General features: G+C 71.7%; 18 protein-coding genes and 3 pseudogenes. 10 read left to right on the top strand and 11 right to left on the bottom strand.

The window, feature by feature from the left end; translation table 11 throughout:
- Positions 1-260: 260 nt before the first annotated feature.
- The gene (locus tag AB0D08_RS34585; protein WP_359894223.1) at positions 261-788 is read right to left on the bottom strand and encodes a hypothetical protein; all 528 of its coding nucleotides are present in this window, start codon (positions 786-788) and stop codon (positions 261-263) included.
- Between the two features lie 1,151 nt (positions 789-1,939).
- Here AB0D08_RS34585 and AB0D08_RS34580 point away from each other — a divergent pair.
- On the top strand, positions 1,940-2,119 hold the full coding sequence (locus tag AB0D08_RS34580) for a hypothetical protein (RefSeq protein ID WP_359894221.1): 180 nt from the start codon (positions 1,940-1,942) through the stop codon (positions 2,117-2,119).
- A 510-nt stretch (positions 2,120-2,629) separates the two neighbouring features.
- On the opposite strand, the gene AB0D08_RS34575 is transcribed toward AB0D08_RS34580, so the two are convergent.
- On the bottom strand, positions 2,630-3,904 hold the full coding sequence (locus tag AB0D08_RS34575) for a M23 family metallopeptidase (protein WP_359894219.1): 1,275 nt from the start codon (positions 3,902-3,904) through the stop codon (positions 2,630-2,632).
- Between the two features lie 891 nt (positions 3,905-4,795).
- On the opposite strand from AB0D08_RS34575, the pseudogene AB0D08_RS34570 reads away from it, so the two are divergent.
- Positions 4,796-5,347: pseudogene (locus AB0D08_RS34570) on the top strand (helix-hairpin-helix domain-containing protein); the annotation flags it as partial.
- Here the strand turns inward: AB0D08_RS34570 and AB0D08_RS34565 are convergent.
- Both AB0D08_RS34565 and AB0D08_RS34560 read right to left on the bottom strand, forming a co-directional pair.
- Positions 5,340-5,588, bottom strand: coding sequence for a hypothetical protein (locus tag AB0D08_RS34565; protein ID WP_359894218.1), 249 nt, complete (start codon positions 5,586-5,588; stop codon positions 5,340-5,342). The pseudogene AB0D08_RS34570 and the gene AB0D08_RS34565 overlap by 8 nt on opposite strands.
- A 47-nt stretch (positions 5,589-5,635) precedes the next feature.
- Positions 5,636-5,986: a hypothetical protein gene (locus AB0D08_RS34560; RefSeq protein ID WP_359894216.1), complete on the bottom strand. Its 351-nt coding sequence runs from the start codon at positions 5,984-5,986 to the stop codon at positions 5,636-5,638.
- Positions 5,987-6,080: 94 nt separating this feature from the next.
- Between AB0D08_RS34560 and AB0D08_RS34555 the strand changes: the two genes are divergently transcribed.
- The 3 genes from AB0D08_RS34555 to AB0D08_RS34545 are packed head-to-tail and all read left to right on the top strand — an operon-like array spanning position 6,081 to position 7,582.
- A complete protein-coding gene (locus tag AB0D08_RS34555; protein ID WP_359894214.1) occupies positions 6,081-6,527 on the top strand; it encodes a transposase family protein in 447 nt (148 codons plus the stop codon).
- On the top strand, positions 6,458-7,231 hold the full coding sequence (locus AB0D08_RS34550; RefSeq protein WP_359894213.1) for an ISAs1 family transposase: 774 nt from the start codon (positions 6,458-6,460) through the stop codon (positions 7,229-7,231). Before AB0D08_RS34555 ends, AB0D08_RS34550 begins: the two co-directional genes overlap by 70 nt.
- A gap of 39 nt (positions 7,232-7,270) precedes the next feature.
- Complete coding sequence (locus AB0D08_RS34545; protein ID WP_359894225.1) at positions 7,271-7,582, top strand: tetratricopeptide repeat protein; 312 nt, start codon at positions 7,271-7,273, stop codon at positions 7,580-7,582.
- Positions 7,583-8,460: 878 nt separating this feature from the next.
- On the opposite strand, the gene AB0D08_RS34540 is transcribed toward AB0D08_RS34545, so the two are convergent.
- Positions 8,461-9,822 carry a protein kinase gene (locus tag AB0D08_RS34540; protein ID WP_359894211.1) on the bottom strand — a complete coding sequence of 454 codons (1,362 nt, stop codon included), beginning with the start codon at positions 9,820-9,822 and terminating at the stop codon, positions 8,461-8,463.
- Between the two features lie 114 nt (positions 9,823-9,936).
- Complete coding sequence (locus tag AB0D08_RS34535) at positions 9,937-10,248, bottom strand: hypothetical protein (RefSeq protein ID WP_359894209.1); 312 nt, start codon at positions 10,246-10,248, stop codon at positions 9,937-9,939.
- A 493-nt stretch (positions 10,249-10,741) separates the two neighbouring features.
- Between AB0D08_RS34535 and AB0D08_RS34530 the strand changes: the two genes are divergently transcribed.
- The gene (locus tag AB0D08_RS34530; protein ID WP_359894208.1) at positions 10,742-11,293 is read left to right on the top strand and encodes a hypothetical protein; all 552 of its coding nucleotides are present in this window, start codon (positions 10,742-10,744) and stop codon (positions 11,291-11,293) included.
- 32 nt (positions 11,294-11,325) lie between these two features.
- The gene (locus tag AB0D08_RS34525) at positions 11,326-12,501 is read left to right on the top strand and encodes a pentapeptide repeat-containing protein (protein ID WP_359894206.1); all 1,176 of its coding nucleotides are present in this window, start codon (positions 11,326-11,328) and stop codon (positions 12,499-12,501) included.
- Positions 12,502-12,505: 4 nt separating this feature from the next.
- Here the strand turns inward: AB0D08_RS34525 and AB0D08_RS34520 are convergent.
- Positions 12,506-13,623, bottom strand: a pseudogene (locus AB0D08_RS34520) (IS630 family transposase).
- 540 nt (positions 13,624-14,163) lie between these two features.
- Here AB0D08_RS34520 and AB0D08_RS34515 point away from each other — a divergent pair.
- The 3 genes from AB0D08_RS34515 (at position 14,164) to AB0D08_RS34505 (ending at position 17,827) form a co-directional block, all read left to right on the top strand.
- Complete coding sequence (locus AB0D08_RS34515; RefSeq protein ID WP_359894205.1) at positions 14,164-16,740, top strand: tetratricopeptide repeat protein; 2,577 nt, start codon at positions 14,164-14,166, stop codon at positions 16,738-16,740.
- Between the two features lie 161 nt (positions 16,741-16,901).
- Positions 16,902-17,585 carry a hypothetical protein gene (locus tag AB0D08_RS34510; protein WP_359894203.1) on the top strand — a complete coding sequence of 228 codons (684 nt, stop codon included), beginning with the start codon at positions 16,902-16,904 and terminating at the stop codon, positions 17,583-17,585.
- A complete protein-coding gene (locus AB0D08_RS34505; RefSeq protein WP_359894201.1) occupies positions 17,510-17,827 on the top strand; it encodes a barstar family protein in 318 nt (105 codons plus the stop codon). Before AB0D08_RS34510 ends, AB0D08_RS34505 begins: the two co-directional genes overlap by 76 nt.
- On the opposite strand, the pseudogene AB0D08_RS34500 reads toward AB0D08_RS34505, so the two are convergent.
- The 4 genes and pseudogenes from AB0D08_RS34500 to AB0D08_RS34485 form a co-directional block, all read right to left on the bottom strand.
- Positions 17,766-18,104: pseudogene (locus tag AB0D08_RS34500) on the bottom strand (aldehyde dehydrogenase family protein); the annotation flags it as partial. The gene AB0D08_RS34505 and the pseudogene AB0D08_RS34500 overlap by 62 nt on opposite strands.
- A 40-nt stretch (positions 18,105-18,144) precedes the next feature.
- Complete coding sequence (locus AB0D08_RS34495) at positions 18,145-19,809, bottom strand: thiopeptide-type bacteriocin biosynthesis protein (RefSeq protein ID WP_359894199.1); 1,665 nt, start codon at positions 19,807-19,809, stop codon at positions 18,145-18,147.
- 88 nt (positions 19,810-19,897) lie between these two features.
- Positions 19,898-21,835, bottom strand: a complete 1,938-nt coding sequence (locus AB0D08_RS34490) for a TOMM precursor leader peptide-binding protein (RefSeq protein ID WP_359894197.1) — start codon at positions 21,833-21,835, stop codon at positions 19,898-19,900.
- Positions 21,832-22,800: a hypothetical protein gene (locus AB0D08_RS34485; protein ID WP_359894195.1), complete on the bottom strand. Its 969-nt coding sequence runs from the start codon at positions 22,798-22,800 to the stop codon at positions 21,832-21,834. Before AB0D08_RS34485 ends, AB0D08_RS34490 begins: the two co-directional genes overlap by 4 nt.
- Positions 22,801-22,870: the final 70 nt, after the last annotated feature.

The raw sequence follows: 22,870 nt of genomic DNA, 5'->3' as shown, positions 1-22,870 counted from the left end.
GGGGGCCGCCCCCCGCGCCGACGGCCGGCCGCCAGGCTGCCGCACCACCGCCTGCGCGTCGGCCGTCGCTCCTGCCGTCCTACTGATCCTGGACCTGCCGCTCCGCGCCCTTCCCGGCGCGGGGCCGTCCCGCTGCCTGTCCGGGCGGCGCCCGCCAGGCCTCGGCCCCAGATCCCCGGCCCGCCGGGCCTCGGCTCCGCCCGCTGCGCCCGGTGGTGTCTGCCGGGTCGCACGGGGTGGTGTCGGTGTCGGCGGCAAGCTCAGTGGATGGTGCGGGTGAATCGGCCGGATTGTGCTTCCGTGTCGGTCAGCACCAGCCTGTCCCGCCGGCCGACCTCGATCTGGAAGAAGCGCGGTCCCAGCGGCACGGTGACGCCCAACGTGAACCGGCAGCCGGCGGTTCCTTCGAGTGTTCCCCCTCCGAGAGCGCCGAGGGCCACGATCGTGCCGTCCTCGTCGTAGACGGTGACATCCGCTCCTCTGCGAACGTCGCCGTCGGCGCCTTGGCCCGCGCACCCGTCATCGGTGGCCACCGCGCCGTCTGTGAGCGCCAACGTGCCCATGAGGCCGAACGTCGCGGTACTGGGCGCGGGCTGGCGCAATCCACTGGCGGACACGCCCCACAACAGGGTGACCGCGGCTGCGCCGGCTGTGAAACCGCACAGTGCCCACCACAGTTGCCGGGCTTCACGGTGTGGCCTTGGGCTGATTGCCTCGTCCTCGGGCCGGGTGGACTCAAGGGAGTCGGCCGGCGAGAAAGGCACAGGAGCTTCGGTCGGCTCAGTCATGTCCGCAAGCGTTCCAACCCGGTAGGCGTTGCGGGAACGAAGAGATGGGACCGTGACCCATGCCCTGAAGATCCCGGCCACCGCCACCCCGCTGCTCGCCGTCCCTCGTGCTCTGACCGCATAGGTTCACGGGCTTGGTGGAGCTCTATCGATGCGGTTCGCCTTCATCTCCCGCACGAGCTGCCACTGGGCTGCCACAGGGTCCGTAGGTGCTGTCCGGAGCGTGTCGTTGTCGGCCATGCTCGGACATCAGCGAACTCTGGAATGACTGATCCCCGTGCCAGGCCCCTTGGCTGGCGAGGCAACGCTTCCACCCGTGCCCTATCTGCCACGTTGCCCGACACCATTCCTAGCAGCGCGGCGGCCGCTCCGGTGGCACTCCAGTCACGTGACAGGGAAGATCTCAAACGCGGTGTCAGCGAATCCGAGTCGCTGATCACCTGGGCGGCAATCACCCTCATCACCAGGCGCATCACCTAGCGGCAGTCCCGCCGGGCCGGCCAGACCGATTCGAGGACCGCGTCCTCGGGGACCCAGGGGAAGTGGACCCACGGATACCCGGCCGACGAGGAGCACCTCGGATCGAACGTGAGTACCGCGTCGATGAAGGGCGCGGGCGTGGTACCCGTGGTCGATGACGTAGTGGCCGACCAGTGTCGGCGCGGCGAAGGCGCTTCCCGGCCTGAATGGGATGCGGATCTCGCCTGTGCCCACACTGCTTCGCTGATGACCTGGCCCAGGCCCTCCTCCGCCTCGCCCGCCAACGCATCAGCGTCCTGTTCGCCATGCTCCACGACGGCACCCTGTACGAATCCCGAACCCCAGCCGTCACCCTCGCCGCATGACCACCTCAAACAGCACCAAAACCGGCACCACATGCTTGAGGAAGGACATAGAGGCACCCCCCGTCCCCGCAGCCGCGGTGGGTCGTGGTGTGCTGCGCTGCGCCGTCCCGGTTCTCTGCGGGGGGCCGCGTGGCGGTGCCGGACGGCGATCCGGTGCCGGGTGACACTGGCGCCATGACCACGTACAGCGGGACGGCGACCGTGTCGGCGGGCGGTTCGCGGTATACGTGCCAGGCCGGCCTGAATCGCTGGGTGGAGCCCGGAGCACCGGATCCGTCCGGTGGGGCGGGAGCATCCGGTGGCGCCGTGAGCTGGGCCGGCTCCATCGTCCTGGACGACGCGCAAGCCGCCGAGGTCGTCCGGCATGCCGACGACCGGCAGTTGGCCGTCGACGGACCCTCCGCGGCCTTCGTGGTGACCGGGTGGAGCCCCGGTACCGCGGAACTGAGGATCCGGGGCACCGGCAGCGAACCACCCTTCCGGTAACCGGCGGGCGACCGCGCACCGGATCCGCCTCGACCGGCTGGACCGGCTGGACCGGCTCGACCGCCCGGGCCGACCAGCGGTGGCCTGGGGCACCCTACGCTGTCGGCCTGGCGTGGCGGCCACCCCGCGGCTCGATTCGCCGGCCGCCTGCTGTCGCCCTCGGCCGGGCTGCCATGGCGTTGACGGGGGATGACGAACGCATGGAGAACCACATCGCCGCGGCGATCGCGGCGATCGAGGCGTTCCACCTCGGGAACAGACACCTTCCATTGAGCCCGGCCGTCCGCAGCTCGGTGAAGGCCGGCGTGCCGGTGCACTGCAGCACCCGGCGCACCGGCCCTCGACATCGAGTGGACCTGGGCCCATCGGCACCTCCGGCCCTCGCGTACATGCCGCGAGCGACGGTGACAGGGACAATGAGGATGTGGCAGACCGGACCTCGCCGGAGCTGCTCTGGGCCTCGGCGGCCGTCAGGCCCACGGTGCGGGGCCCTCGGTACCCGGAGTCCGGTCAGAAGTTCAGAACCTCGCGGTCGAGTGGATACCGGGCGTGGTGAGTGCCCTCATAGGGTGAGGGCGTGATCGGCAGGACGCCGGTCGGCTGCAGGCCCAGGTTGTCGTCCCAGATCCGGGGTTCGACCTGCCCCAGCACGTGGAACTCCCGGAAGGTGAACGGCGGGCTGTCGGTCGGGAAGGACTCGGCCGTGGTCATCACCTGGAAGTGCAGGTGCGGCGTGGTGGAGTTGCCGCTGTTACCGATCAGCCCGAGGACCTGGCCGGATTCGACCCGGTCACCCTCCCGTACTTCGAGCGAGCCGGCCTGCAGGTGGGCGTAGAGCAGGTAGCGGCCCGGCGCGACCTCCAGGGTGACGTGGTTGCCGACGGTCTCCTCGATCGGCGGAGCGGGCGGCGTGACGGGTGGCGGGTTGTCCGCGATTCCGTCCTGGACCTCCACCACTCTTCCGCCGGCCGAGGCCACGACCGGCTGACGGTAGCTCAGGTAGCTGGTCAGCTGCGCGGGGTCGCCTTCCCAGGCCTGCCCTTGCTCGCCGATCCGGTACCAGTCGATCGCGAAGCGCTGCGGCACATCGAGGCGGCCGTTGATCGGGGCGAGGCCGCGCCGGTGGTGGGTGTTGCCGCAGCACGACTCGCTGGAGTACCAGGTGCCGGGGCGGACCGGTGGGCCCAGGTTCAACGGCGCGGTGCGGGCGGTCGGGGTGGCCTGCACCGTCTCCTCGAAGGGGGTGGGGCCGGAGGGGGTCAGGACGGCACCCGAGAGATGGTGTTCGAGGACCTTGGGCGCCGGCCGACCGCGGTCGAGGACCAGGTCGAGCCAGACGACCCACTGCTGGGAGCCCTGGATGACGGTCGGCGTCGGTGCAGGGGGCGGCGGGGTGTACCCATCCGCACCCGGTAGGGGGTCTCCGACCGGATTGGCGGCGTCGGCCAGTGGCTGCCCGCTCAGCGAGCCGATGACCCGCCCGCTGCGGGCGTCCCGGACGTCGACACGGTCGAGCCGCAACGGCGTGCTGCTGGACAGTGTGCTCGTGGTGAGCAGTTCGTACGAGAGGTGCGTCCTGCCGTCCGTGGCGACGAACGGCGTCGGTTCGGTCATCACCGCCGCCGTCAACGGCGTGAACTGTGCGCCGGGCGCCGGTGTGGCCGCGCGGGTTCCGTATCCGGGTCCCGCCGAGCCCACCAACATGGCGGCTGCGAGCACGGCAGTGGCGAGCCCGCGGATCAGCTGGTTGCGGCCAGTGCGGCTGCCGGGGTCGCGCTCTGCCATGGTGCTCTTTCGTTCGTCGGATCCGGGGCCGTGGAGGACGCCGGGACGCCCCGAGCCGAGGCGCAGGCCCATGTAACCCGGCGGCGCGCCGCTTCGGTCGGAGGCCGCCGGAGTCAGGTGCCGAACTACACCCGTCCAGCCGCAGCGAAACCGCCGCGTCCTCGTGTCACGGCAGCTTCGGGCCGCTGCACGTCTGTCATGCGGTCCGCGGCCGGCGCCACCATGATGAACTCCCGTGCGCCGTCGGCGAGCTCCGGGCGCCGCGGTGATGGGGGGCGGTCCTCCGGCTGGTCACGGGCGCCTGATGCGGGCCTGCCGGGACTGGTCACAGGCATCCCGTTCAACTGACTGCTATCGCGTTCCGGCGCCCCTGACCTGCGCGGACAGCTGCTGCGGCCGGAGACGGGCTCGCCGAGGGTGGAGCGTGCGTTCGATGTTTCTCCGGTGAGCACCACCCCCGTTTCCGACGTCCTACGGCCGTCTGCGCCGGACCACCGAGCAGCCGGGCGACGCGCAGCGGGCCCCGAGCAAGCTGATGGATGGCGGCGGGCGCGGCCGCCGCCCGCTTGGACGCTTTCCGCCGGGGTGCCTCGACGGGCCGACCTCACCCGCCCGCTCACCCGCCTGTGGCTCCAGGGCCGCCGGGCCCGGGCGCGGTGAGCCTGGCGCAGACCGCCGCGGTGCTGTTCGTGTCGGCCTACGGCTGGGTGGCGTCCGTATCGTGCGGCAGATGGCGGACCAGTTTTTGGATCAAGCGCGCTCGAGTCTCGGGTGGGGGAGACTCCGGGGGTATTGCTACTTCAGGTGGTAGGCGGGAGAGATCCACCGGACCGCCCGGTGGACGCTGTGATGGTTGTGGGCCCGGATCGAGGCGAACGACCGCCGGGCCGAACCGCCCGCAGCGCCCCGCTGAACCGGGTGTTCTGCGCGCTCGGTATCCGCGGCACCGGGCGCACGATGTCGCGCCGGATCGCCGCCCACTTCGGGTCGATGGCCGCCATCCGGGCGGCCGACGCCGACGCGCTGGCGGAGGTTCTCGGCATCGGTGTGGAGAAGGCCAAGGTGATCGTCGCGGAGCTGGCCGACGTCGCGCCGGTGCTGGACAAGCCGCTCGCGCAGAACGTCGGCACGGCGGTCACCGAGCCGGCCGCAGCTGCCACGACCGACGCGCCCGAGGGCGGCCCGGGCGGTCCGCTGGCCGGCGAGAGCGTGGTGGTCACCGGAAGCATGGCGGGGAGCCCGCTGGACGGCCTGTCACGCAACGAGGTCAACGAGCTGATCGAGACGGCGGGAGGCAAGGCATCCTCCTCCGTCTCCAAGCGCACCACCCTGCTGGTGCCAGGCGAGTAGGCCGGCTCCAAGCGGGCGAAGGCCGAAGAGCTCGGCATCCGCCTCCTGACCCCCGAGGAGTTCGCCGACATCGTCGCCGACCACCTCACCTGAGACCGGCCCGGCACCGAGCCCCGCCCCGGCGGTGGCCGAGGAATTCGATCTCGCAGGCGCGGTCTGGCCTGACGAACAGTGCCCCGCAAGCGCGGCCGGCCGGGCCGGCGAACGGGGTCGTCGTGGTGAGCCTTCCGCGTAGGAGGCCGGCGAGGTCGGCCCGTTCGTGCTGGGTGAACCCGCTGCCGACTGCCCCGCAGTAGAGGATCCGGCCGTCGGCGGTCCGCTGGCCGACGAGCACAGCTTTGACGGCGGTGAGAGCGTGGCCTGCCGGGATCCATCCGCCGATCAGCAGGTCGGCGGCGGTGGTGCGGCGCAGCTTCTGCCAGGCGGGGTCCCGGCGTCCGGGCGGCAGGGGGAGGCGAGGGCCTTGGCGACGACGCCCTCCAGGTGGTGGTCCGTGGTGAAGCGCAGGGCGGCGTCGGCGTCGCCGATCCATGCGGGCGGGACCATGATCCGCGGGTGTGCGAGGGGCAGCTGCTCGAGCCGGCGGCGGCACTGCAGGTAGGACTGGCCGGTCAGGTCCTGATCGCCGTCGGCGAGGACGTCGAAGAGGGAAGTGAAGGGGTTCGCAGATTCTCGGAGGCCGACGGTCAGGGGCGTTTCAAAGTCCCGGTGATCACGGAAGTTGCTGGTCACGGCGGTGTGATGCGGGCTGGTCGGCCCGTTGCCAACGCAACGAGGCCCCGGTTGAAGGGGTGACCTTGCCAAGTCGCCCTGTACCGGAGCCTCGATGTGCCGCCAGTCTGCCACCGTCTGCCTCGCCAAGCCGCCCGTTCGTCAGCACGACACGGCGATCGGTCTGGCGGAGCGGTTGCGTGGCCTGGCTGATCCGCGGGGGCGGCGCGGGAGACGTCACCCGTTCGTGAGCGTGGTGCTGATCGCTGCTTCCGCGGTCCTGGCCGGCGCCCGCTCGTATGCGGCGATCGGGCAGTGGGCCGGGTCCGCGCCGCAGCACACCCTGGCCCGGCTCGGCGCACGAGCCGTCGGAGTCCTCGGTGTGCGGGTGCCGCCGAGCAGGGCGACGATCCGCTGCGTGCTGACCTTGGCCTGTCCGGGCGGGCTGGCCGAGCTCACCGGCGCCGACCGGCCGGAACTGAGACCGTGGCGGTGGACGGCAAGAGCGCACGCGGCTCACGCAACGGCGAGATGCCGGCCGCTCATCTCCTTGCCGCGATGACCGCCGACGGCCGGACCATCTCCCAGCTGCGGGTTCCCGACAAGACCAACGAGATCACCTGCTTCGCCGCGCTGCTTGAGCCTTTCGACCTGACCGGGGTCACCGTCACCGCGGATGCCCTGCACACCCAGCGCGGCCACGCGCGCTTCCTGGTGGAGGAGAAGAAGGCCCACTACCTGCTGGTGGTCAAGGCCAACCAGCCCGAACTCCACCGTCGCCTGCGGTCACTGCCGTGGAAGGATGTCACCGCGCGCCGCTACGACCGCGAGATCGGCCACGGTCGCAGGGAGACCCGGGCGACCAGAGCCCTCACCGTCACCGACCTCGGTCTGGACTTCCCCCACGCCGTCCAGGCCGTGCGGATCCTGCGACACCGCACCGACCTCGCGAGCGGTCGATGCAGCCGCCAGACGATCTACGCGATCACTGATCTGACCTCGCATCAGGCCTCGCCCCAGCGACTCGGCCGGCTCGCCAGGTCGCAGTGGACGATCGAGAACCGGCTCCACTTCGTCCGCGACACCACCTTCGGCGAGAACATCTCGAAGATCCGCACCGGGCACGGCCCCGAGAACATGGCGAGCCTGCGCAACCTGGCGATCAACACACTCCGACGGCACGGGCACCGCAACATCGCCGCCGGCCTCCGCCACGTCTCCTACGACCCCTTCAACCGGCCGCTCGACCTGCTGGACATCCTCTGACCTGGCCATCTACGTGATCAACGGGACTTTGAAACGCCCCTGGGTAACAGCCTCGGCGCAAGTGGCCAGGTCACCGCGACAACCGAGTACCAGCAGCGCCTGGCTGCCACTACTCGCGATCGTCTGGGTCCGTTCCACCCCGACACCCTGGTCACGTACAGCATCCTGGCCCGGTGGCAGGGAGAATCGGGTGACGCGACCGGAGCGGCCACCTCCCTCGCCGGCATTCTGGCGGCCATGCAACGGCTCGTGGGGCCGAACCACCCCGACACCCTGGCAGTCCGAGGCAGTCTCGCCTTCTGGCGGGGGGAGGCCCGGCTGGCGCGGCCGCCGCCTACCGCGACCTTCTGAAGGACCGGTTTCGGGTCCTCGGCCCGGACCACCCCGACACCCTGACCACCCGGAGCAACCTCACCCACTTGCAGGGGAAGGCTGCTTCCGCCGAGGAGATACTGGTGGACGACGTGGGAAGGGCCGACCCGAGTGACTCGAAACCCCCGCCACCCGGACGGGGTCAGGCGATGTGATGCGATGAGGCCGCCCCGCTGCACGGCTCTGGTCTGCTGTCTCTCGCCTGCCGGTGAGGCGCTGTCACGGATCCTCTCGGAACTGCCGTCCACGCGGACCTGCACATCCGTCCGCCTCCCGGCGTAACCCCCCGGGGCCCCGCGTCCCTCCCGGTACCGCCCGCCCGGTCGTAGTGATTACCACCGCTGCCGGGACAGGAGAACGACCCGGTGACCAGCACCGGCCGCGGTACAGGCTCCCTGATCACCGCCCGCCCCCGGGCGGCGACCCCGGCCCCGAAGCCGCCGCCCAGCGCGCACACCTGCGGTCGGAGGCTTCCCCGTGCCAGTCCTCGCAGCCGAACTGATTGCCGCGCAGTTGTGAGGACCCGGAACCGGCCACCCCTGGAGGCGCGGGCGCGTACCGGCCGGTTGCCGCGGACGAGCGCGCGCCGGCGACCCCCGCCCAGGCGGTGACCGGCAGCACTGCCACCTTCGGGTGGTGCACACCGCGCGCCCGGCGTGGGCGACTTGGGACATCACCCCGTTCACCCCGGGCTTCGATGTATCCGTGACGGCCCGGCCGGGCCTGCACTCCGCCGCCCGACCGGTGGACTTACATGATCATCGAGCCTTGAAGCGCCCCAGGGCCCTCCGGCGGAACGGTCGACACTTCAAAAATCTCTCTCGAACAATCTCTTTCGACCGCTGGGGAGCCTGCCGTCATTCACCTGTCGAGAGCGTAGCCGTCAACCTGTCGGCGGGCGCTTTGAATGGGCTCAACACTTCCGCAGCCGTTCGCGCCGAGGGCCGGAGATCCGGGTCGGATCCCAGCAGCGAAGAGACCAGCCGCCGAACATCCTCCGGTATGCCGTGCCGCCGTCGACCGATCGGAACTTCCCTGACGTGTCCGACAGTCAAACCGAAGGATCGTGCACCGGCAAGAATTTGGTAGCAGGTGACGCCGAGTGCGAACAAGTCTGCTTCAACATGATCGGCCATTGGATCAAGCCATTCGGGTGCAACATACCCTTCACTTCCCCAGGGCGGAAGGTTCCGTGCATCGGACCTGCATGCCCCTTCGAAGTCAATGGGGTGAAGCACGCCAGAGTCGTCAATCATGACATTACGAGGCTTGATGTCCCGCCAGGCCCAGCCCGCCTCATGCACCTCGGCCACACATTCCGCAACGGTTGCGGCCAGGCCTATTGCGGCCTCGACGGGCAGTGTAACCGCGTCTCGTAACAAATCTTCGACGGTGCGTTCGCCGAGATGTTCGAGGACGAGGTATAGATTTCGCTGCTCCTCGAACATCTCGATGATTTTTGGTACGTTGACTCCGGCGTCGGCAAGTTCTTCGAGCGCGTGGGATTCTGCCAGCATCAGCGCCTTGCCATCTCTGCCGTCCCACCAGGTTTCTCCTTGGCAGCGCCCCTCCTTCACTATGCACCGCCGCAAGGGTGTTTCGGCCATGTCGAGCGCCTTGTAGACGCCACCCTTTCCGCGCTGCATTATCGGTTCATATGCAAGATATCTACTCCCGAAGTGACTTTTCGGACGCTCTGATGTGGACCGGGGCGGGAAGGGATTCGGACACCAGGAGGGATCAAAAAATGGATCGGTTCGTACATCGGGGACCAAGTCGCCGTCCGGCCCCCGCAAGGCCGGAAGAACCTCCGAGCCAAATTTTGCTTGAAGTGCTTGGAAGGATCCGTATCGATAGAATACTCGGCTCCCCTGTCGGTATGGCCGCTCGAACGGAATACAGGGTCCTGGAATTCCCCGGGTCAGGGCATCGAGCCGAGATGCCAGGTCGGCGGCCTCATCGCTGCCTCTCGGGTACACAGTCATGAACTTTCCGACCTGGCTCACACCGTAGGGGAATCCGCTGTTGAGCTTCAGGAGTTCGGCGAGGCTGCGCGGTGCCTTGAACAGCACCCCGCAGCCCATCAATTCTGGCGCTGCGGTGGATAGGACTCGATTGGCTGTCAGGATGGTGGCAGAAATATGCAGCTTCCAGCCCTGATCGGGATCGGCTGGATGGCTTTCGCGGCTGAGCCGCCAGATCGAATCCGCGGGGACCACTGGAAGATAAGCATCGCAAGCTTTTCGCCATCGCCTCTCGAGCCGGTCCGAACGCTGATGGTAGCTGATAGCTACAGGGGCCCGAGAGGCTGACGTGTGGCCGGGCGACATTTTTTACCTTTCCGGGGCTTCGAAGACTGTCGTGGTGGTGGTAATGGTGGTGGTCGTGCAGGCCGGGGTGGACCACGTCGTCGTGGTCGTGGTCGTGGTCGTGGTCGTCGTATGCCCCGGGAGGTCTTGACTTCCTCCCTTCCCCTTCATTCGTGCCAGGTCTGCAGGCCCAGTCGCAAACTCTCCCAACAATTCGTCGAAATCGCTTGAATAAAATCCCCCTCTTGAGGCTTGGAGCGCCTTTGCCTTCAGCTCTTCTGCGTATAGTGGATCTCGAATCGCCCGCTCCACTACTTCGTTCAGCTTCGCGCTCATGATCTTCCTTCCCTTGGGATGCCTCGGCTTGGACCGCAGGGATTCTTATCGGCCACGGAACGTAGCCGTCAGTGGACTTCAATATTCAGTATCGATCGCCGGGGCTGCGCCCGCCACCTGCCCAATAGGACGTACACAGAGTGACATTAGGAATGATGCAGGTGCAGTAAGAACTCCCGATCGCCACCGGCCCCTGACGGCGATGCTGCCGGTGCGAGGGCGTGGCGAGCGGGGCCCCTGGACGGTTGAGGGACGTGTCCGGAGTATCAACTGCTCTGCTGTATAGGGTGGTTGGTCCTCGGCCAGGAGTGCGGGGCCGTGTGCCCCCGTTGAGTGCGTGACGATCCTGGTCGTCACTTTCCGGCTGACTGCGAAGCCCAGAACCGGACAACCCGCCTTCAAGCACTACGAGAACCGCCGACGCTCACAGAACACCCTCTGAAGGGGTCCTGCACACGGGTTTGTCGTCGGACCTGCGGTGTACGGTCCCTGCGTGACCAAGCACGAGCCCTTTCCCCCTCACCTGGCTGAGCTGTTTCCCGCTGGCCCGACAACCGGTCGGACGCTGGCGGTACCGATCCCAGCGGGCCGAACGGTCCTTCCGGACGAGGGCGACGGGCCAACGCCCGTGATGTGGATGAGCGATGGACCGGCGCCGGCAGGTCTGTGGTCCGAGCTTCATGCCGCCCATCGCTTCTCGGGCCTGTGGCCGTTGCTGCTGGCGGACCTCCACCATGACAGCGAGGAGTTCAGGCCGTGGGGCTCGGGCGAGCTGTTCCCCGCGGGGAAGTCCCGACCACGCGACCACGACCCGCAGGCGTTCCTTACCGCAGCGTGGACATGGGCTGGCGCGGAGGCCGACCTCGCCTCCTACATTCGTAGCCAGGGCGGGCCGCCCACCGCCCGGGCCATCCGGGTGGCCGACGCCGACGCCTCCGCTGCCGGCTACGCCGAATTCCTGCTCCGGAAGCATCCGCGTATGAGGATCGGACTCGTGCCCTCCGAGCGCGGAGCGGACACACTGACTACTGCTCTGACCGCATAGGTTCACCGGCTTCGGCCTTGCCCTATGATTCCATGGCTATGGGGGGATCTGTTAGTGGCCGCCGCTGGCGTCCGCCACGTACCGTCGCTGTGGCGTTGGCCGTACTGGCTGTGCTTGTCGTACTGGCTGTTGTGCTCCTGATTCTTCCGGGGCTGGTCGTGGACCATGACCTCGCGGGCGCCCAGCTCGCCGCAGCGGACCGTTTGAACGCGGTGAACAACGTGCGCACCACGCTCCTGCAAGCGGTCGGCGGCGCGGTGGTCCTGTTCGGCGCCTACGCCACCTGGCGGCAGTTGCGCGTCAGCCAGGACGGGTTGACCGCGACCCGGGAGGGGCACATCACCGATCGCTTCAGCCGGGCCGTGGACCAGCTCGGCAGCGACAAGCTGGACGTGCGGATCGGGGGCATCTACGCACTGTGGCGGATCGCGGACCATTCCGTTCACGACCATGGTGCGGTCATCTCGATCATGGCGGCGTATCTGCGGACGCACCTGCCATGGCCGCCTCAGGAGCCCGGAGCCCCGGCGGCGGACGTGTCCATCAACTCGGTGCGCCCGCTCGAGACCCGTGCCGCGGACGCTCAGACTGCGCTGACCTGCCTCGGCGTCCTGGGCCAGGAACGTCGCCCCGAGTGGCTCAACGTCAGCTTCACTGACCTGCGTCGGGCCGACTGCGACGGCCTGTGGATGAACGGAATCAATCTCGATGGCGCGTGCCTGGAAGCCGCCAGCGTCTACCAGGTCAATCTGAGCGGGGCGTCACTGATCGCGGCCAACCTGCGGCACGCCGAACTCGGAACCTCGATCCTCCGCCAGGTTCGTTGTGTCGAAGCTGATCTGCGTGGCGCACGCCTCGTCAAGGCTGACTTGCGCGAGGCGGACTTCTCCGGCGCGGACCTGCGGGAGGCGAACCTGCGCAAGGCCTGTGCCCATGGCGCTGTATTCGCCGGTGCGGACCTGCGGCTGGCTGACCTCCGAGGCAGCGACCTCAGCGGCGCCGACCTGCGGCAGGCGAAACTGGAAAGCGCGCTGGCGAGCGATCTCACGATCTGGCCGGTCGGCTTCGACGTTCAGACGGCTGGCGTCGTCGTCGCTGAGGACCCTGGCGCGGAACTGGACAATCTGCTGCCGGCTGCCGCGATTACAAGGCAGGCCCCGCCGCTGCGGTCGGACCTGATGTCCGGTCCGGCAGCTTCCTCGAATTGAGTGGTCAGGCCGCAGGTTCATGAGGCCGTCCGCCCCAGCGGATGCCCTTCTCGCTGCGGACGCGGGCGCGCCTTGCGTTGGGCGGCCAGGACGTCGGGGTGGTGGGCGTTGGCGTTGCGCCAGCGGAGGTAGCGGTGCAGTTCGCGGGTGGACCGTGTGATTCGGATGGTTCGAGTTGGCGAGCGTGAACTGCCGCAGCGGTCCGAGGTGTGCCTCGATCGGGTTCGCCCAGGAGGTGTTGGTCGGGGTGAAGCACAGATGGACGTTGTTGTTTTTCGCCCAGCGCAGGATCCTCTTGCCGTTGTGGGCGGAGAGGTTGTCCAGGATCACGTAGACCGGGGCGCCGTCCGGCCGCGCGGCCCGGATTGACCTGAGCGCGGCCAGGGTGTTCGCGGTGCCCTTGCGCCGGCGGTTGACACCCCAGAGTGTGTCGTCGCCGACCGAGTAACAGCCGTGGAAGTAGGTCACGCCGTGGGTGCGCTTGTAGGTCGCCGGCAGGCGATCGGGCCTGCCCTGTTCGGCCCAGCACGTCCCAGCGGTGGGGCGGATACCGAGCGGGCCGAACTCGTCGAACGCGAACGTGCGGTCCGGGAAGCGGTCCAGGACGTGCTCGATCCGGTCGAGCTTGGCGTCGTAGTCGGGGTCGGTGGACTCCTTCCACGTCTTGGTGCGCTGGAAGGTGACGCCTCGTCGGGCGAGTAGGCAGCGCAGGGCTTCTCGGCCGATGCGGATCACCCGGCCATGGACCCGGCGCAGGTAGGCGAGGAGTTTGCGGATCGACCAGCGGGTGAAGGGCTGCCCGAGCTTGGCCGGGCGGGTGGTGGCCGTCTTGACGAGGAAGTCCTCGTCGTCAGGGCTGAGAAGGCGGGGACGGCCTCCCGCCCACTGAGGGTCCAGACAGGCCAGGCCGATCTCGTTGAATTTGTGGAGCACGTCCCGCACCGTGTCCTCGTCGGCCTGGACCAGCCGGGCGATTACGGGGACACGGTTGCCGCCGGCCGAGGCCAGAAGCATCATCGCCCGCCGGTAGCGCACCGAGTTTGTACTGCCCCGACGCACGATCCGCTGTAACTGCTGGCCCTCCTGGTCGGTCAGCCTCCGCACCTTGACCGGCTCTGCCACCGCACCTCCCTGCACTGGATCGGATGTCGGCCCACATCCAACCGCCTGAGGCGTTGCCATCGCCAACCTGGTGAACGTATGCGGTCAGAGCACTACAGTGGGTTGGGAAGGCCCCGTCAACTACTTCAACGACACCGCCAAGATCTCCGCAGTTCTCCGCGACTGGGAGGACCCGCGCGTTGGGCGCGTCGGTTGCCGGCGGTGACGGCGAGCGACGGATACCTGCTCGCCGGGGCCCCGGCCGGGCCCCCGGCCCGTCCACCTGCGCCTGCCCGAGGCGGGTTCGCGCAGCGGGCGTGGCGCAGGTCGAGGCCCGCACGGGCCGGCCCGGTCACGGCGCCCACGCTCCCGCGCGGGCGACCGGCCCCGCCGTGTGCCGGATCCAGCAGAACACCGCGGGCCGGGCGGGACCAGGCAGTGTGACCGGCAGAACTGTTGATCCGTCATACTTCTACCGGGAAGCTCACCCACCGGGGCCGGGCCGCGACGACGGGGGATCAGGTCATGGGCCCTGCCGTGTCGGCAGTGGGGGAATTCGGGATGCGGCTGCTGGACCTGCGCGCGCACGCCGCGCTCAGCCGCGAAGAGCTGGCGGCTGTCTCGGGAGTGAGCGTGCGGGCGCTGGCAGATATGGAGCGCGGCCGCTCCCGCGGACCGCAACGCCGCACCGTTCAGGCCCTGGCCGGCGCCCTGAGCCTGTCACCGCAGGCAGCCGCGGAGCTGGAGAGCGCCGCCCGCCTCGGCCGGCCGCGCCCACGACCGAACACCCGGGTACCGGCCCACAGCCTCCCCTCCCCGCCGCGGGACACCGATGACCTCACCGCTCGCGAAACACTCCCGGAGCGACCGGCCCTGTCGGGCAGTCAGACAACCGGCGTGGCCGGCCGTCGGGCTCCGGCACTGCCCGACGGGCCGCAGAACCCGCACCCGGCACCGGTACGCCGACCGCCGGTCCCGGCCCAGCTGCCGGCCGTCGGCCGGATGTGGGGCCGGGACGCGGAGCTTGCCCGCCTTGAGGCACTCGTGGCGCACCAGGACGGTCCGGCGGTGGTCGCGGTGGACGGGATGGCCGGGGCCGGGAAGACGACGTTCGCCCTCTGGCTGGCCCGGCGGGTGAGCCCGTCCTACCCGGACGGGGTGCTCTTCGCCGACCTGCACACGCACAGCCCGGCCGGTGAGCCGTCACAGCCGGGCGAGGTGGCTGCCGGGCTCCTTCGGGCGCTGGGCACACCGCCGCAGGACCTGGTGCTCGGCCCGGCCGGGCGGACGGCCCTGCTGCGCAGTGTGCTGGCGCAGCGTCGGGTCGTCGTCGTGCTCGACGACGCGGAGCGGGCGAGCCAGGTCGCGCCGCTGCTGCCCGGGACGGGCGGCAGCCTGGTCCTGGTCACGAGCCGTCGGCGGCTGACGGGTCTGAGCGTGCGCCACGGTGCGATGCGTCTGACCCTGGAGCCGTTGGCGGCGGACGAGGCCGTGCTGCTCTTGCGCGGTGTCCTCGAGCGGCGGGCGGCCGGATGGGAGACGGTGGACGAGGCGGCGTTGGCGGTGATCGCGCGGCGTTGCGCCTATCTTCCGCTGGCGTTGCAGATCGCCGCCGAGCGGCTGGCCGAACGGGGTCCGGCGTTCGTGTGCACGCTGGCCCGGGAGCTGGAGGCCGACGGGCGCCGGCTGGAGGTCCTGTCCGTGCCGGGCGAGGCCGAGACGGCGGTGCGGTCGGTGTTCGCCTGGTCCTACCGGACGCTGAACGGTGAACTCTCCCGGGCGTTCGACTTGCTGGCACTGCATCCGGGTGCGGTGTCGGGGACGGCCGCGGCCGCGGCCCTGTGGGGGGTGTCGGCAACTGAGGCTTCCCGGCTGTTCGGTGAGCTGTACGCCGCGCACCTGGTGGCCGAGGTGTCGCCGGGTCGGTACCGGATGCACGACCTGCTGCGCGAGTTCGCGCTGGAGTGTGCCGGCGCGCAGCAGGCGCAGACGCTTCGGGGTGCGCGTGAGCGCGTGGTCGCCTGGTATCTGCACGCGGCGGAGGCCGCGGCGGATCAGCTGCTGGGGCGCGGGCGCCACCGGGTGCCGATCGATCCCCTGCCCGAAGGGTGCCAGGCGCCGGCCTTCGGATCCGCCGCGCAGGCGTTGCAGTGGTGCGAGCGGGAACGGGAGAACCTGGTGGCCTGTGCCCGGCAGGCGCGGGCGGCCCGGAGCCCGGCCGCGTGGCAGCTGCCCTACGCGCTGTGGGGCTTCCGGTTCCTGCGCCATCACCACCATGAACAGCTGGAGGCCGGGCAAGCCGCCCGGGCGGCGCTCGCCGGGCAGGGCGACCCCGTGGCCGAGGCGTGCGTGGAGGTCGTCCTGGCCAGTGCCCGTGCGGGTCTACGTCAGCACGCGGCTGCCGACGTGCACTACCGGCAGGCGATCAGCTGCTTCGGCGCCGCCGGGGACGGTGAGGGCGAGGGGATGGCGCTGCTCGCCCACGCGATGTCCTGCATGCGGCAGGGCCGAAGCGCGGAGGCGGCCGGGCAGGTGGAACGTGCGCTGGGACTGTTCCGGGCGGCCAACTGCTCCTGGGGCACGGCACAGGCGCTCAGCGGGGTCGGCGAAGGGTACCTGGCGCAGGGCCGGGCAGAGGCGGCACTGGAACCGCTGGCCCTGGCACGCGCACTGCACCACGCCAACGGCTCACTGTGGCTGGAGGCATCCGTGTGCACCCTGCTCGGCACCGCCCACCGGGAACTGGGTGATCACGCGCGGGCACAGGAGTGCTACCAGCAGGCTCTCCGACTGCACGAGCGCACCGGGATGCGCGCCGGCAGCGCACACGCCCTGCACCAACTCGGCGCCTGCCTGGACATCCAGAACCGGCCACGGCAGGCCCGGCAGGTCTGGCTCCAGGCGTGGTCGATCTACCAGGCACTCGCAGACCCACGGGAGGCCGAGGTGCGGGCGCGCCTCGCCGCGCTCGTGCCGTGTCGCCCGGCGGACGCCGGCGGCCCGCAACACACCGGCCGATCCGGTGGCAGCGGCCACGCGGACCGGGCGCCGGGCGGCGCCCGCAACCTCCCAGCCTGCGTTGCGGGTTCCGTGGCCGGGACCGGCGGCGAGCGACAGCCTCTTCCCGCTGACCCGTGAAGCCGTTGCGTGAACCCGCCCGATCGTCCCTGCGGTCGATGAGGGATGGGGGCCGTCCTCCTGGAGGGTGAGGCGGGTGAACGGTGCTCCTCCCGGGGGCGGCCCGTAAGGCCCGACCCGGGTGCGACGTGGTGGGAGCGGCGTGCCGGAAGGATATGCACATGACTACCACTCCACCCCGGTCCGCTGTTTCGCCGGCACCGCGCTGGGCGGTGCGGGCCGCGCACGGTGCCGCACTCACCGCGCTGCCTGCGGGGATCTGGCGCCTCCTGCTGGTGGCCGGCTACCCGGGCGGATACACCGAGGCCGGATACCGGGCGTTGGGCGTCACCGGTTGGGGTGCAGCCTACGTGGCCGGCCTCAGCGTGGTCACCGAGGCGCTCGCGTTGCTCACGCTCGGCCTGGTCCGGCCCTGGGGGGAGGTCCTCCCGCGGTGGGTGCCGTTCCTCGCCGGCCGACGGGTCCACCCGCAGGCCGCCGTCGTCCCAGCCGGCCTGGGTGCCGTCGTCCTGACCGTCCTCTGGACTCCGTTCGTGCTGTGGTGGGCCGTCCCGCACCCCGGCATGACCGCCCTCGGCAGCACCATCGCCGGACTGCTCTACCTTCCCCTGGTCGCCTGGGGCCCGCTGCTCGGTGCCGTCACCTGGTCCTACTACCGCCGGCATCGCGCTGCGCGCCCGATCGACCGGACCACTCCGGCGGCGAGTACCACCTCGACGGCCGGTTCGTCACGGACGTCCCCGGGCTGCACTGCGCGATCGCCGAGGCTTTGCTCGGACCTGGCCGCTACTTCGGCCGGGAGTGGAACGCCTTCAGGGACTGCCTGTGCGGTGGATTCGGAGTGACCCCGCCCTTCACCCTGACCTGGCACGACTCCGACGTTGCACACCGCGCACCGGCGGACGTCGTGGAGGATCCGGAGGGTCGGCTCTCGTACTTCGAGGAGATCGTGCAACTCCTCGAACGGCGCGGCGTCACGTTGTGCTCAGGTAGCCGGCCGACAGGTACCCGAGCGACTACGACTCGCCCACCACGACGCGGCCGGAGCCGAGCAGGCCGGTCAGGCGGTCGACGTGCCGCTCGTTGACGATCCGTCCGTACTCGCCGGACGTCGCAGGATCGGTTCCGCAGAGACCTTCGACGGCGCGCGTGAGGGCGGGCTCGAGGGCGGCGGCGGTCTGCGGATCGGTCAGCACGTTGTCCGGAGCGATGCAGGTCTGCCCGGCGTTCAGGAACTTGCCGCGGGCCAGCCGGTCCGCGACCGCGTCGAGATCGGTGCCGCGGTCGACGAAGACCGGGGACTTGCCGCCCAGTTCCAGGGTGACGGAGGTGAGGTGCTCGGCGGCGGCCCGCATGACGATCCGCAGCTTCGCACGCTGGCCGGCGGGCCGCGGCCCTCGACGGTCAGACGACCCCCAGCGGCAGCAGGTACTGCAGCGGCTGGTCGAGGTCGTCCAGGCCGAGCAGTTCGTGCGCCAGGTCGTCGTGGAAGCCGCCCAGTGGTGTGGTGCCCAGGCCGAGGGCGGTGGCGGTCAGCAGCAGGGTCTGGGCGAGGTGGCCGGCCTCCAGCAGGCCCAGCCGCAGGGCCCGCAGGCCGTACCGGCGGCGCAGCAGGCCGAGGTCGAGGTAGAGGGCGAGCACGGCGGGGGCCCGGTCGATGGCGATCCCGTCCGGGTCCTCGGGGGCGCGGGTGAGGTAGGAGGAGAGGGCCTTGATCTCCTCGGTGGTCGGGGCCGGGCCGAGCGGCCGCAGCGTCCGGCGCTCGGGAACGCACTGGTAGGTGCCCGCCGGCAGGCCCTCGATGTCGAGCGCGAGCAGCCGCAGCCGGGCCGTGTACAGCGCCCCCGCGCTCGGGTACGGGCGGTGCACCAGCGGGCGGACGGTGCCGTCGGCGAGCGGCTGCTCGGAGCGGTGGCTCTGCGCGTGCGACCCCCAGAGCAGGGTGCCCAGGGTGCGGGCACCCAGCGGGCCGGTCAGCGGCCCGCGCGCGGAGGTCCGCGCGCCCAGCACGGCGGCGAGCGGGACGTCCGGCAACGGGTCGGCGGGCAGCGGGAGTTCGGCGGCGGAGGCCATCGGAGCGGGCCCCGCCGGCAGCGACCGCAGCGCGGTGTCCTCGGGCCGGCCGACCTGGAACTTGCTGCGCTCCAGGTACTGGCGGTCCGGCGCCCGGTGCCCGGCCGGGAAGAACGACGGCGGTTCGCCCGCGTCCAGCATGGTCCGCGCGGCCAGCCGGCAGACGGCCCGCTCCTCGTCGGGGGTGATCCCGAGCCGGTTGAACAGCATGTGCAACTGGGAGGCCCACACCCAGGGCAGCCGCACCTCCGAGGCCCGCACCTCCCGGGCCCAGTCCGCCAGCCAGGGCGCCGCACTGCCGTCCGCCAGCGCCTCGTGCAGGGCCCGGGCCCGCTGTGCCAGGGCCTCGTGCTGCCCCGCGTACACCGAGTTGACCTTGGCGTGCACCACCGCGCCGGGCAGCAGGGTGACCTCGGTGATCCACCGCCAGCTCGCCGCGTGCCGGCGCAGCCACTGGGCGGCCGCCAGCCGGTCCAGGCCGAGCGCGGCGGCGGTGGTGTGGGCCAGGTCGGCCGCCAGCGCCAGCCGCCGGGCCCCGCGCGGCTGCTCGCGCAGCGCCCGGACCGCCACCTGGGAGGAGACGGTGAAGACCTGCTCGGCCACCGGCAGCGCGAGCGGCCCGCCGTAGCGCTCGGTCTCCGGCTCGTACGGCACCTCGCGGACCTCGCCGTGCCGCGACGGCCACGTACCTTCCACCGCCGGGCGGGCTCCGGCCAGTTTCGCCAGGGTCGCCGGCAGCCCGGCCGCCGCCTCCGGGTCCACGGCGCGCACCCGGATCCGCAGGTGCGGGCCGCCCTCGCCGTAGCGGATGAAGAACCAGGCGGCGGCCTGGCCGGTGGCCACCAGGGCGTCCAGCAGCGGCGCCAGGTCCTCGGTGAGGAAGGCGTCGGTGCCCTCGGTGCCGCTGTGCAGGAAGAGGTGCAGGCTGTGCCAGCCGGCGGGGTCGGGGGCGGCCGGGTCGATGGTGGCCGGGTCGGCGGCGGGTCGGTCCGTCACGTCAGGTCCTCGGGGGTCGGGCCGGCCACCGAGGGTGTCGGCGGGGTGCCGGCGAGGGTGCTCCGGGCGGTCGGCACGGTTCACGGGCTCACGGGAAGGGGTGCGGATGGATCGTCAACTCGTCGTACCGCAGCGGCCGTTGGGTTCGTCCGAGCCGGTACGGAACCTCCAGCAGCCGGGGCAGGCCGCGGGTGCGGTGGTTCACGTGCCCGAACGTCATCGGCAGCGAGCCGGGCACCACCACCTTCACGCAGTGCAGGCCGAGCCCGTCCCGCACACCGGGCTCGTCCTGGATCACCGCGATCACCTCCAGGCCTTCGCCGGCCAGCCGCCGCACGGTGGCGACGAGCAGCTCGGTCAGGTCGGCCACCGGCTCGGGCGCCCCGGGCCAGGCCTGCCGCAGGTCGCGCTCCGGGGTGTCCGCGAACAGGAAGTCCAGCCGCTCGCCCGCCTCGGGCAGGGTGTTGAGGCCGACGTGGTCGTCCAGCGAGCGCACCAGCTCGGGCCGCTCCAGCATCGGCCGCAGCCGCTCCGGGGCGCGCGGCCCGCCGGGGGCCAGTGCCCGCTGCGCCGATTCGTGCACGTTGGTGACCACCTCCGCGACCGCGGAGCGGACCGCGGCGCGCGGGTCGTGGTGCGCCCCGGCAGCCAGGAACACCCGCGGCGCGTCCGGGTGCTCGCCCGTGTAGCGGCAGAGCGCGAGGACCGCCGGGATGCCGAAGTCGTTGGTGGCGTCCAGCAGGCGCAGCCGGTACCCGGCCAGCTCCGCCCGGTCGGCGAGCTGCGCCACCTCGGGGTCGCCGGCCGGCACGGTGATCCGCGGCAGCGGGGTGGCGGTGTACCAGGCCATCAGGAAGGCGTCCCGCTCGGCCACCTCGAACAGCCCGTACAGCGCGGCCTCCTGGGGGCTGTTGCCGAGCCCGCAGCCGTTCGAGGACTCGTAGACCACGCGTGGCCGGTCGGCGCCGGGCACGTCCCAGTAGGCCACGTGCTCGGGTACGGCGACCGGGCGGCCGTGGGTGAGCGACCAGCCGTGCACCCAGTCGAGCTCCAGGTCCGGGGTGTACGGCACGGTGCGTGAGACGGGGTGCCCGTGGTGGCGCGGGTCGGGCAGGCCGAGCCGCTGCGGGTCGAGCGCGCGCTCGGCGCCCAGCGCGGCGAACGAGGAGCGCAGCACCGTCCGGCGGCCGGTCGGGCGCATGCCCGCGAACCGTTCCACCGCCTCGAACAGGGCGATCCGCTCGCTGGCCGCGAAGTCCGCGCCGCGGCCGTAGCCGCCGTCGTCCACCAGCCGGCCGTCGGTGACGTGGGCGGTGGTCAGGCCGGCGGCCGAGTCCTCCGACCTGACCAGCCGGCGCACCGGCCCGAACCGTTCGTCGTGCAGCTGCGCGCGCAGCGCGCCGCCGCTCGTACGGGAGTTGGCACCGCGCAGTACCGCCGGGTCCGGCAGCGGCCGCGGCAGGTACGGCAGCCGGGCGGCCGCAGCGGTGTCGGGAGGCAGCGGCCGGCAGACCGGGCAGCCGCCGACCGGGCGGATCCGGTGGGTGGACCAGGTGGCCCGGCCGGTGTGCACCAGGTGCACCGTGCCGTCGGCGGGCTCGCCGCCGGCCAGTTCCGCGGCGAGCAGTCCGACCGCCTCGGCCAGGGCCGGTGAGCCCACCCCGGTCAGCGTCAGCGTCGGGCTCTGCCAGGGCACCCGGCCGCCCGTGGTGGCCAGCCGCTGGTACTCGGTGCAGCTCAGGCAGGCCGCCGAGCCCGGCGCCAGCACCGGGCCGACCACGGTCAGCGAGCCGTCCTGGCGCACCGGGACCAGGCGCACGGGGTGGGCCAGCGCGTGCCGGCTCAACTCCTCGGCCAGGCCGAGTGTCCAGGATTCCAGCAGCACGACGGCGGTGCCGGTGCCGGCGGCCAGGGCGGCCGGCGCGTCCAGCACCGGCAGACCGAGCGGGGCGAGAACGGACGGGGCAAGGACGGACGGGGCAAGGACGGACGGGGCGGGGACGGACGGGGGCGGTGCACCGGTCATCGCGGGCCTCCGGGCGCGGGCAGGACGGTGAACCCGGCGCCGTTCAGGGCGGTGGCGACGGTGCGGGCGTCCGGGCCGGCCGGCGCCCAGGGCGCGGGGCGCAGGCCGGCCAGCCGGCGCAGGACGGTCTGCAACTCCGGTTCCCGGGAGGCGACGTCGGCGAGCCAGCCGGTCGTCCAGCCGCGGTCCTCCCAGCCGGCCCGGCGGACACCGGCGGTGGCGAGCGCCGCGGCGGCGCCGCCCGAGCAGGCGACCGGGCCGGCGCCCGGGTCGTCGTCCGCGCCGATCGGGTCGCCGACCGGGCCGCCGACCGTACTGCCGACCGGACCGTGCGCGGGCCGGTGCGGTGCGGCCTGCACCCCGGCGGTGGCGGCCAGGGCGGCGAAGGCGGCGGCGTCCGCCGCGGTGGCCTCCACCGCCTCGGCCAGCAGTCGGCCGCCGGCGCCGAGCACCAGGGCGTGGAAGGCCGCCGCATCCGGGGCGAGCGGGGCCACCCGCAGCTCGGCGCGGACGCCCAGCCGGTCGGTCAGCGTGGTCCACCAGTGCCGGGCCTGCGGGTCCGCCGACCAGCTTGCGGCCGACATCTCCGCCGGCCGCCCGCCGGGGCCGCCAAGGCCGACCCGGCCGGCGCGGGCCGCCGCGGCCCGCCGCAGGGCACGGCCCCAGGCATGGCCCGGGTCGGCGCCCACGGTCACCGCGCCGAGCCGCAGTTCGGCCGCCCGGCAGAGCGCCTCCAGCCGGGCCAGATCGGTCCTGGGCGCCCCGGCGAGGAGGATGCCGCCGGTCATTGCGCAGCCGGCCAGCGCCGCCGGGAGCTGCGGCAGCGCACCGGGCTCGGCCGTCGGGAGCACTCCGATCCGCTCGTCGCCGAGCGCCGCCACCCGGTGCATCGCCTCGGCCAGCGTGGCCGGGGCGGCGCCGGGCGCGGCCCGGTCCTGGTCCCAGGCCCACCTGCGCCGCCTCATCACCTGACGCATCCACCCGGACCGACCACGACGGCCCTCGAACGCGGACCCGCCGCTGACCGATCCTGCC

This window comes from Kitasatospora sp. NPDC048540 (genome assembly GCF_040651175.1).
In the GTDB taxonomy this organism is placed as follows: domain Bacteria; phylum Actinomycetota; class Actinomycetes; order Streptomycetales; family Streptomycetaceae; genus Kitasatospora.
This window is presented reverse-complemented; position numbering and strand designations above follow the sequence as displayed.